The organism is Dyadobacter sp. SG02 (genome assembly GCF_900109045.1).
GTDB lineage: Bacteria > Bacteroidota > Bacteroidia > Cytophagales > Spirosomataceae > Dyadobacter.
The window spans coordinates 405,174-414,694 of the sequence record NZ_FNYL01000007.1; the positions used below are offsets into that span (position 1 = coordinate 405,174).

A 9,521-nucleotide genomic window follows, 5' to 3' on the forward strand; every position below is an offset into this window, starting at 1 on the left:
ATACTATGACAACGGCGCTCAATTTGATGTAGAAAGCGGGAAAATGTAAGGTAAATACACTGACCGGATACGAGGTTGTTGCGAACAGCATCAGAATGATAAGACAGCAACTGCAGCCGACCCTGAACGCTTTGGTAAATTGCCCCCTTAGTGCATGTTTGCATTCGATCTGATGCATTAGCTTCTGAACAAACTCATCCGAAGTATGCACCATACTTGCCTTGACGATGTCCTTGGTTGTTTTTTCGTCCATGTTAGATTTTCAGGTCATTTCCGGTGAGCTTCACCAGGATTTCATACATGCTCTTCCTTGCCCTGTGCAAGATAACTTTAATGTTTGCCTCGCTATACGCTGTCACCTGGTGTATTTCAGCTATGCTCAGCTCGCATAGGTAAAAAAGCCTTAAAAGAAGCGCCTCCTCCGATTTCATCATTTTGAAAGCAAGTGAGATATATGCATTTCTCTCATTTTGTTCCAACAGGTCAATTCCTGTTATCTCGTAAGAGTGTGTAAACTCTATTTCTGACAACTCCTCAAAAAGACCTGCTCTATCCCTTTCTTTATTCCTAAGACAAGTGTTGACGACGATCCGGTAAAGCCAGGTGGAGAATAACGAATCAAAGCGAAATTGATGGATATGGTTAAATGTTTTGATAAATGCATCCTGCAAGACATCTTCCGCCTCCTGCTCATCGATGATATATGAGCTAATCAAGGAAAGAGACATATCTTTATATTTCTCCACGATCATGCGAAATTCGGATGTATCGCCCGCTCTTATTCTCTCGATCGTCCGCCGGTCGGGATCGGTTTCATTACGCTCTTTCACCCTTTTTCCGGATAAAGTGCGCGCCCAGGAGCCCCAAACCAGCCCCGGCAAGGATTGTGGCATAGACTAGCATGTCCATAGCGTCCTCTGGAAGATCAATTGTTGTAAAAACCGACGAAGCACCTAAGCCGAGTGCTATACCGATCACAATGCATGCTATTTCCGCGTAGGACATCCTATTCACACTGCCGGTCATTCCTTTCTCTGCAAAAACTTTTTTGGTGAGGTAGCTATACTTCGCGATAATGAAAATTACCAAAACGCCGGAGCCGAATATGGCGATACTCAAAAAAATGGTTTCTAAACTTTGCATGGGTCTGTTCATTAAAGTAGGAATCAAAATTCATCGTCCAGGTATTTGCCCAGGAGTGCATACAACTCAAATGCTTTCTCACAGTTTGTAAAAAGCACCAATCCGTATTTCGTTTCCCTATTGAAACAGCAATAGGATTGGAATCCGGAATTACTGCCCGTATGAAGATACCTGACACCATAAGGCATTGGCTTCATCGCAAAGCCCAGGCACCAACCCGTTTGCCCCGTAGATGATAAGTCACTATCCTCGGGGAAGTGAATCTGTTCTTTCATCATTTCATCGAACGTCTCTTTTCTTAATCCTTTGCCATTGATCATCGCTATCAAAAATCTGGCGTAGTCCGCAGCTTCCGTGTGGAGCGTGTGCGCGCCACCAAAGGATATTGACCCATCCAGCCAAAAATCTTTGGCTTTCCCATTTTTAAAATAGCCCGTTGCCTTATGACTGGTTGTGTAAGCGTTCCGGACATAAAATGAGCGCTTCATCCCCAGCGGTGCCGAGACGTCCTTTTGAAAAATCGAATCCAATCCATGTTGCCAGTTGGTATGCTGGATTACTGCAAGCAAGGCGGTCAGATACTGGTGCGCCTCGCCAGAGTACGAAAAGCCGGTGCCGGGTGTAAACTTCATTTCAATGGGCTTGTCAACCGACCAGTTAGGAAAGCCCGTCGTGTGGGACAAAACCATGCGTGGCGTGATTAATTCGTATCTGCTGTCATTGTCCTTAATGGCAGGATGCGGCATGTATTTATAAAGAGGGTCATCCAGGCCAATTACCCCCTTTTCAATCTGCTTCATTACAAAATACGAAAACAATGGCTTGGATAATGATGCAGCCTCGAAGATGGTATTGCTATCGATTTCCATTTTGGTGTCAATGTTTTTGACCCCGAATGTCCGATGATAGACCATCTGGGCATCGTTGATTATTGCAATTGACAAACCCGGTATTTGCAGGCTATCCATACTTTGCCGAATGAACTGATCCAACTGGCCACTTTCGAGTTCGCGGCCGGTTACCGTTTTAATTAACCTGGTTTGTCCAGGTACTCTTGTTCCAACCGTCATTATAGCCAGTAATATTATGGCCCGCAAAAATGTTACCATCTCGTTTCTTGTGATAGTCTAAAACAACTTTCTTTGCATTTACACCCATTCGATCCGGCATGGCGAAAAAAGGTTACAACTAAGAATAAAGATGATAAACCAGGTTTAGAAAAATGGCCATAATAAAAGTATTACAAGACGATATCACTAAAATCGAGGTCGATGCGATCGTCAATGCAGCAAACAGCTCACTCCTGGGCGGAAGTGGTGTTGACGGCGCGATTCATCGCGCCGGTGGCAGTGCAATACTGGAAGAGTGCAGAAGAATCAGAGACAAACAGGGCGGTTGTAAAGTTGGAGAAGCAGTAATCAGCACCGCGGGAGACTTGCCAGCGAAATTCGTTATACACACAGTTGGGCCGGTCTGGAATGGCGGTAGCAGTAATGAGCACGCATTGCTGGCATCCGCGTACCGTAATAGTCTCAAACTTGCAATTGCGAACGAGATCCGCACGATTTCCTTTCCTAATATTAGTACAGGCATCTACAAGTTTCCGAAGGAGGCCGCTGCAAAAATCGCCATTGAAACCGTGTCTGATTTTCTGGCAACCGCCGATACCATTGGAGAAGTCATTTTTGTATGCTTCGATACCGAGAATTATGACATTTACAAGTCTTACTTGGCTAAGTGACTTGCCCAAAGATTTACAAATTGCCAAGATTTATGATAAGCTAATGAGTGATCACTCAAAAAGACCATTCTGGCATCTGGTCGAATGATTATGTCCCATTCACCTCAACAAAGGATGAGGTTCGGGAAATGATGGCAGACCTCGGGACATTCTCTATTGAGACAGATAAAATCAGAATCGAGGGTTATCCTTACAAACCTCCTGTAGCCTACGGTTCGATAGAACTATTCCATCAAAACATCATCAATATTGATGTCTCCAAACGACCGCTCACAGTCAGGACGGGCGACGAATTGATATTTGTCCCGGCGTCAGAAATTGAAAAACTTTCCAGGTTCGCATTAGCGAATCAAATCCCGTTTATTGAACGTGATGATGTATGGAGTTGGCTCCTCGGGCCATTTTTGGACTCCGAATACACGGAAGAAACACACCAGAAATTAGCGGCACTTTTATCAGCGTATGGCCTCAGCGAAACTCAGGTACGTCTTACCAGTAAAGAAGTCGCCATTCAGATGTTCAAATACAATTTTGACACCATGCTATGGGAATGGTGTTCGTTAGGGTCAGACGATGTACTACGCGCTATGCGGGTAAAGTATAATTCCGAAGAATTTTTACACTTTTACCGGCGAGCAATGTCGATTTGCCTTCTGCCTGATGAGTTCGGGAATACCTAAATTTCTTACTCTCGCCTACCTTATTCATTCCCTAGGTCTTCACTCACAATGTTTCGATAAAATCTGTATTGGGTTGTATTCACAATCACACCGGTTACAGCTTCGACATTCAGGGCAATCACCTTCAACTCGCCGAAAATATCGTCTTCAAACAATCCTTCCCCGTCGAGTTTGGAGTTATTTCGATCATCGCCGACAAGACAGCTTGCCGGAAGAATAAAAAAATCTACTTGGATTAGAGACATATTGCACGTGATTTTAAGAACGCGTCAGAAAAGCCCGTTGGAACCGCACATGCCAGCTGAACTTTACTTCACGTTTGGATAGAAAAATCAAGGTGGTGTATTGTTAATCCTCAATTAGCTTTGACAATGTCGCCGCTCCTAGCACTTCGAATACCCAAATTTATCGCCTGCCTCATTCTCACCTATTCCAAATCCATTGCCAGGCGAGACGCTTCCAATCCCGAATGACTTTTCCGCGTGGAGAGCGCCAATACCGCAGTGAATAATGTCGATGGAATTCACTCGCCGCTTCTTTGGTCTTCTTACATTGAAGGAAATAAATCTCCACGTATTCTGGCCTGGGAGGGACATCACATCCTCGACCGGAAGTTTGGTGTGCGGTATTCATGCCTTGCCAATCAAGGTCGGTACTTTAGCTTTTTGGATCATCGCCTCAATGTCGTCCCTGTCGTAGTAGATTACTCCACCCAGTCTCACAAATGCGAGCTGGCGATTAGCTCTGAGGGCTAGCAACTTTCCAGGCGAAATATTAAGCAGTTTTCTAACCTCAGAAGATTTTAGCCATTTCTTCGCGGTGTCCGTTGAAGATCCCCTCGGCCTGGCAATTGCTGCCAAAAGCTCATCCCGAACACTTCTCAGGTCTGCAAGCGTAATCAATTGATCTAGTGATAGGCCGCCTTTGGCCTCATCCGTTCCCCTCATCCTTTCCATCACGTTTTCTGTTTTAGTATTGCCAAGAAAACAAAGCTAAAATCCACAGTGTGGAAATCCTTGACCCTTTCGATTTTCAAATAGGTGAAACTGATGATGTGGAGCAGATATTCGGCTGTTTACCTATGTTTGCAGCCAAAGAAGCGTTTTGTGCAAACTCACTATTTTTTCACCCTAACTTCAAATTTATGGAAACCATCCTGCTGCACTCTCTAACAGTCGAAGAGTTCATGGACCGCGTCCGGGCAATTGTCAAAGAGGAATTGAAAAGCGTGCTGCAACAAGATCAATTGCTTACCAAAGAAGCTGCATTAAAGTTAACCGGAGCCAGTAACGCAGCCTTCCTTAAAGCAGTAAATGCGGGCATCGTAAAACCACAACTGGTCAAAGGGAAAACAAAGGCGATGTACCTCGAATCGGAGGTGCTCAAAAAAGAGCATCGCAGGCCATATTGTATTGGTCGCACCAGCGCCTGCATTTGGATTTTATCTCCTTTTCAGCAAACCCTGAAAATGGATAGCGGAATTTCATCATTGCATGACCACCGTAGAGATCTATATATTTTGAAAGATTTTCTTTGGTAAACTGTTCACGCAGCTTGCTTAGTTCGGCTTCAACAATTTCAACTGCTGGATGAAAGTCTTCGGTCGTAATGTCTTTTAGGGAATCAGGTAACTGAAATGGAGGCTTCTTTTTTTGCTTTTTGTTTGCGGCAGCGACCGCGGAGACTTTTTCCTGGAATTTTGCCTCACTCTCTTTAAGCTCCATGTATCGGGCCAAGTCGACATTTCGGGATTTCAATTCCTGGGATAAACGGATAATGCTGGATTTCCGGTAATAGTATGATTTCCCCTTCTTGAAAAAATCATTAAATCCAAACGTTTCCCGGATGAACCTTCCGCCATTGTAGACCCCTTTGAAATATCTGCTCAGATCCCCGTCATCGATCCATTCCCCTCTTTTAATGGAAAGCTTCTTTAACTCCAGGGCAACTTTATCCAGTGCAGCTTCGGAAAATTGCTCTTCTGGGGGAAGTCCTGGTGTACCCGCGATTCTGACGATAGCTTCCCTGATTTTTGACAATTCTCTCAGTATCTGCTCTTGGGTTTTCATTGGAAAATTCGGGACACGTAGCCAGAACGCCGTCAATACTTGGTTGCATTTATCATCCAAATTACCCCTGGCGATCAAAATCTTGCAAGCCGACGACAGCTAATTGTTAGCATCAAAAACAAGGCAGGACGGGCTTCGCAACAATCCACCAAGATGAAACAGAATCACCGCCCTACCAAAGCCCCAAGATACTTTCTTTCAGCCGTTACACCAACGCCGATTTATTTTTTCGAAGATCAAAAGCCGTTTCCGATAGTCTGCCAACTAGCTGGTACAAGGTAAGCAAGTCAATGTAAACTCCCCACTCCTGAGCAGACTGGCTGCTTAGGGAGTAAAGGCAAATCCGGTTAAGTTCCTGTTTCCACTTCTTTAGACTCTTGTATTCAAAAAATTCTGTCAAGAATTGAATAGTACCGGCAGGTAGTTCAATTTCTGCTTCCGGTCCTACGCCAGCTTTGCAAGTGACTTCGGCGGATGGTTTCGCCTTGGTTAGCCGTTTTTCCTTTTCGCCGCTCAGAATCAGGTAGGCAACATTGATGATCGATTCAACCTTTTCCAGAAGATAAAGTACGTCCGCAGGACAACCCTTGTCGTAATATTTTTCTTGACAACACACTTGCAGGATATCGTACAATCTCGCCTTAAAGCTTGTTAGGTCGTACGCGTCAAAAAAGGAATCAAGAATCGCGTACGGGTCATCGAATCCATCACGATGCCAGATCGAAAGGCGTTTAAGGCGCTTATTCAGCTTCTTGGGTAGGCTTCCTCGATTTGGCCGCCTCTCTGATGATTCCAACTCCCCGGAAGATTCACGAGGCTCAATATGATCGCGTTCACCTGCTTTCGCTTTTGACAAAGACCGATGCTGATCCAACACAAACGACGCCTCAAGGTACACCACTAGATTCTCAAAAAAGTAGAGTTGCTCCCCAGGGCTGGCATCTACATGCTGGCCTTCGGCCGATATCGATGTTGAGAGCATCTGCCACAGAAAGAACCTGCAATCAACAATCGTATAATTTCTCCAAAATTCCGGGAGTATTTTCTCCGGGCTCTCGGTCTCCTGACTTGATATCCAGACCGGTTTCAGATCCTTGCCATCTTCTGAAATATATCTCATCATCATCCCTGTTTGAGTGGAATAAATGGTGAAAATCGGAATTGATGTGATTCTAAAAAATACCAAAACTTGGTTTCATAGCCCTAAAACAGCTATTTTAGGCTTTTGATCAGAACCAGAGAAACCTTATCTTTTGAAAAATGAGCACTTCGCAAGAAATGACAAAACATATTCACCACGGCCGGAACATCAAGCGCTTTCGGGAAATGTTGGGAATCAAGCAGGAAGGCTTAGCCTTCGAGCTTGGCGAGGAATGGTCTCAAAAAAGGGTTTCGCTACTTGAGCAGAAGGAAGTCGTTGAACAGGAAATCCTGGATCAGGTTGCTCAGATACTGAAGGTTCCCGCAGAAGCAATCAAAAACTTCAGCGAAGAAGCGGCAATAAACATTATTGCCAGTACCTTGAATGATAATGCAGGGTCGATAAATAATAACTGCACCATCAACTTTAATCCTATTGAAAAATGGGTCGAGGCTTTGGATGAAAATCGAAAGCTTTATGAACGTTTACTTGCGTCCGAACAAGAGAAAGTCGAGCTACTCAGGAGATTGCTTGGCGATTCAAAATGATTTCAGTCTTGCGTTTTTTTACTGATGAATCCAAAGCAAAATGTGAAATCGAAATGCTTCGGCTTATAATTTGTGTCTTCTACTGCCATTCACTTTCACCTGGCACCGGCATTTGTCAAGACGTATTATGCAAAGGTAAATATGATTCCCAGGTCAAGGAAATAGTGTACTCAGCGCCAGAAGTTAATACATCTTTTCCTGGCGGCATTTCCCAGTTCTACATCTATATCAATAAAGAGCTTGATATCACAGCAGAAAAGTTTGAAAAGCTTGGCTTAATAACGATTGCTTTTACAATTACATCCACTGGTAAAGCTGTTGTTCGCCACATTAAAGCCAATGGCTCGGTTAGTTCTCAATTCGCTCGAAAGGTCCGTAATGCTTTTGGGAAAATGCCTCGCTGGATACCCGCCAAATGTGGTGGGCAAAACGTGGCAAGTAGCTACACGCTGCCAATTCGCGATTAGCTAGATAGCGCACTTCTTGTTTGCACCCTATGGCCATCGTTACTCAAAACAATTTCAGCAGACTTTAAATTTTTTCTTACAACCCCTCCATAATTGGTGACTGTTGCACAACTCATGAGGATTAAACCCACTTGGATTTCTATGTTGCAAAACCCAGATTAAGGGGTTGGGAGGTGTTGGCTAAAACCTCGATTTTGGTTAACTTCAGTACATGCAAGGAAAAAAGATTCAACAGGAACGTTTGTTCATCAACTTTCAGCTTTCAGAGTATGTCCCGGCTGATAATTTCTACCGCCAGTTAAGCCAAATACTTGATCTTCGTTTCTTATACAAGAGCACGGCTGACTATTATGGAAGTGAAGGCCAAAAGAGTATCGATCCGGTCGTGTTTATGAAACTGATGCTAGTGGGATATCTTGAAAATCTTACCAGTGATAGGCGGATAATACGCACGTCGCGAATGCGGATGGATATTTTGTTCTTCCTGGGATATGACTTAGATGAAGAATTCCCCTGGCACTCAACGCTCAGTCGTACGCGCAAACTTTATGGAGAAGACCAGTTCATTACATTGTTTAAACAGGTGTTGAAGCTATGTGTAGACCATGGTTTGATCTCCGGAAAACGTCAGGCTATTGACAGTGCACTCGTGCGTGCAAATGCTTCTATCAGTAAGATGGTTGAAAAACAGGTCATGGCCGATGCCAACGTATACGTTCAGGAATTAGCTGACAACGTTGATAAAGATGTTGCAGCGCTGGAAAAGCCAATTTGCAACGATAAAACTACTGGGACTAAAAGGGTTCCTGCATCAAATGAGAGCCACGTTAGCCCTTCGGATCCGGATGCGCGAATAACAATGAAGCCGGGAAAGCCAATGAACCTGTATTATCGCAGCCAGGTCAGTGTTGATACAGCTAGCCATCTTATTACCTATATCGGTGCTTTTCCGGGTAATGCTGCTGACAATGTCAGCCTTCCCAAAATACTCGAAAAAATTGTCGAGAATATGCAGGAGCATAATATTCAAGTCAACGAAATACTAGCAGATACTGGTTACAGCAGTGGAGATGCTATGCGGTCTCTGGCTGAGCATAACATCGAAGGTTACATTCCCAATACTGCCAGTTACAAAAAAGACAGGCAAGAAGAGGGATTTACTTATGATATTGGGAATGACCGATATACCTGCAAAAAGGGAGTGCATGCCACATTTAGATGCTATGAAAAACTTGCTAAAAACAGGAAGCTCCAGAGAAAGATTTACCGAACCAATCCAGCAGACTGTATGAACTGCCCAATAAAAAGTACGTGTCTGAACTATATGGGGACGAGAAGGATCAAGCACTCACTTGATAAGCCATTGTACGATCAGATGTACCAAAGAATGAGCAGCGATAGAGCCAAGACCTATAAAAAGCTTCGTTCCAGCACTGTCGAGCCGGTAATTGGTTCACTAATCAATTATACTGGCATGGGTAGAATAAATGCAAAAGGCATTGAGCAGGCAAATAAATGTATGATTATGGCCGCCATCGCCTACAACTTGAAGAAATTGCTAAAATACAAGGCCGGGCTGTCGCCAAGCGCGACCGATTCCACGAAAAAAAGCATAGATGAGATCATTTACTCCCACCTATGCTACTTTAGGTTGGCAAGAGCGGTTCTACTATCGATATCTTGAAAGGCAAGTCAAAGCTCAAATCAAGCAGTAGTGTTGTGCAACAGCCAC

At 44.1% G+C, this 9,521-nt stretch carries 12 protein-coding genes; 5 read left to right on the forward strand and 7 right to left on the reverse strand.

What is annotated here, in order from left to right:
• Positions 1-254: 254 nt before the first annotated feature.
• The 3 genes from BMW93_RS19080 to BMW93_RS19085 are packed head-to-tail and all read right to left on the reverse strand — an operon-like array spanning position 255 to position 2,252.
• A complete protein-coding gene (locus BMW93_RS19080) occupies positions 255-830 on the reverse strand; it encodes an RNA polymerase sigma factor (protein ID WP_177194124.1) in 576 nt (191 codons plus the stop codon).
• Positions 817-1,143, reverse strand: coding sequence for a hypothetical protein (locus BMW93_RS35500; RefSeq protein ID WP_177194125.1), 327 nt, complete (start codon positions 1,141-1,143; stop codon positions 817-819). Before BMW93_RS35500 ends, BMW93_RS19080 begins: the two co-directional genes overlap by 14 nt.
• 23 nt (positions 1,144-1,166) lie before the next feature.
• Positions 1,167-2,252, reverse strand: a complete 1,086-nt coding sequence (locus BMW93_RS19085; protein ID WP_090379799.1) for a serine hydrolase — start codon at positions 2,250-2,252, stop codon at positions 1,167-1,169.
• Positions 2,253-2,365: 113 nt separating this feature from the next.
• Here BMW93_RS19085 and BMW93_RS19090 point away from each other — a divergent pair, with 113 nt between their 5' ends.
• Positions 2,366-2,884 carry an O-acetyl-ADP-ribose deacetylase gene (locus BMW93_RS19090; RefSeq protein WP_177194127.1) on the forward strand — a complete coding sequence of 173 codons (519 nt, stop codon included), beginning with the start codon at positions 2,366-2,368 and terminating at the stop codon, positions 2,882-2,884.
• A 47-nt stretch (positions 2,885-2,931) separates the two neighbouring features.
• Complete coding sequence (locus BMW93_RS19095) at positions 2,932-3,564, forward strand: hypothetical protein (protein WP_143061675.1); 633 nt, start codon at positions 2,932-2,934, stop codon at positions 3,562-3,564.
• A 20-nt stretch (positions 3,565-3,584) separates the two neighbouring features.
• On the opposite strand, the gene BMW93_RS19100 is transcribed toward BMW93_RS19095, so the two are convergent.
• From BMW93_RS19100 to BMW93_RS19115, 4 genes are all read right to left on the reverse strand, one after another.
• Positions 3,585-3,809, reverse strand: coding sequence for a hypothetical protein (locus tag BMW93_RS19100; RefSeq protein ID WP_090379805.1), 225 nt, complete (start codon positions 3,807-3,809; stop codon positions 3,585-3,587).
• A 384-nt stretch (positions 3,810-4,193) separates the two neighbouring features.
• Entirely contained in the window at positions 4,194-4,520 is a 327-nt protein-coding gene (locus BMW93_RS19105; protein WP_229240595.1) for a helix-turn-helix domain-containing protein, read from the reverse strand.
• 426 nt (positions 4,521-4,946) lie between these two features.
• Positions 4,947-5,633, reverse strand: a complete 687-nt coding sequence (locus tag BMW93_RS19110; protein ID WP_143061676.1) for a hypothetical protein — start codon at positions 5,631-5,633, stop codon at positions 4,947-4,949.
• Between the two features lie 205 nt (positions 5,634-5,838).
• Positions 5,839-6,753, reverse strand: coding sequence for a hypothetical protein (locus BMW93_RS19115; protein ID WP_143061677.1), 915 nt, complete (start codon positions 6,751-6,753; stop codon positions 5,839-5,841).
• A 140-nt stretch (positions 6,754-6,893) separates the two neighbouring features.
• On the opposite strand from BMW93_RS19115, the gene BMW93_RS19120 reads away from it, so the two are divergent.
• From BMW93_RS19120 to BMW93_RS19130, 3 genes are all read left to right on the forward strand, one after another.
• Positions 6,894-7,322 (forward strand): helix-turn-helix transcriptional regulator, encoded by a 429-nt coding sequence (locus BMW93_RS19120; RefSeq protein ID WP_090379814.1) that lies wholly within the window; start codon positions 6,894-6,896, stop codon positions 7,320-7,322.
• Positions 7,323-7,330: 8 nt separating this feature from the next.
• The gene (locus BMW93_RS19125; RefSeq protein WP_143061678.1) at positions 7,331-7,789 is read left to right on the forward strand and encodes an energy transducer TonB; all 459 of its coding nucleotides are present in this window, start codon (positions 7,331-7,333) and stop codon (positions 7,787-7,789) included.
• 211 nt (positions 7,790-8,000) lie between these two features.
• On the forward strand, positions 8,001-9,473 hold the full coding sequence (locus BMW93_RS19130; RefSeq protein ID WP_090376304.1) for an IS1182 family transposase: 1,473 nt from the start codon (positions 8,001-8,003) through the stop codon (positions 9,471-9,473).
• Positions 9,474-9,521 lie beyond the last annotated feature (48 nt).

What these genes read in the sequence shown, in the direction of transcription:
- BMW93_RS19090 (WP_177194127.1), top strand. Translation starts at nt 2,366, where the DNA reads ATGGCCATAATAAAAGTATTACAAGACGATATCACTAAAATCGAGGTC.
- BMW93_RS19105 (WP_229240595.1), bottom strand. Translation starts at nt 4,520, where the DNA reads ATGGAAAGGATGAGGGGAACGGATGAGGCCAAAGGCGGCCTATCACTA.
- BMW93_RS19110 (WP_143061676.1), bottom strand. Translation starts at nt 5,633, where the DNA reads ATGAAAACCCAAGAGCAGATACTGAGAGAATTGTCAAAAATCAGGGAA.
- BMW93_RS19100 (WP_090379805.1), bottom strand. Translation starts at nt 3,809, where the DNA reads ATGTCTCTAATCCAAGTAGATTTTTTTATTCTTCCGGCAAGCTGTCTT.
- BMW93_RS19085 (WP_090379799.1), bottom strand. Translation starts at nt 2,252, where the DNA reads ATGGTAACATTTTTGCGGGCCATAATATTACTGGCTATAATGACGGTT.
- BMW93_RS35500 (WP_177194125.1), bottom strand. Translation starts at nt 1,143, where the DNA reads ATGCAAAGTTTAGAAACCATTTTTTTGAGTATCGCCATATTCGGCTCC.
- BMW93_RS19130 (WP_090376304.1), top strand. Translation starts at nt 8,001, where the DNA reads ATGCAAGGAAAAAAGATTCAACAGGAACGTTTGTTCATCAACTTTCAG.
- BMW93_RS19115 (WP_143061677.1), bottom strand. Translation starts at nt 6,753, where the DNA reads ATGAGATATATTTCAGAAGATGGCAAGGATCTGAAACCGGTCTGGATA.
- BMW93_RS19120 (WP_090379814.1), top strand. Translation starts at nt 6,894, where the DNA reads ATGAGCACTTCGCAAGAAATGACAAAACATATTCACCACGGCCGGAAC.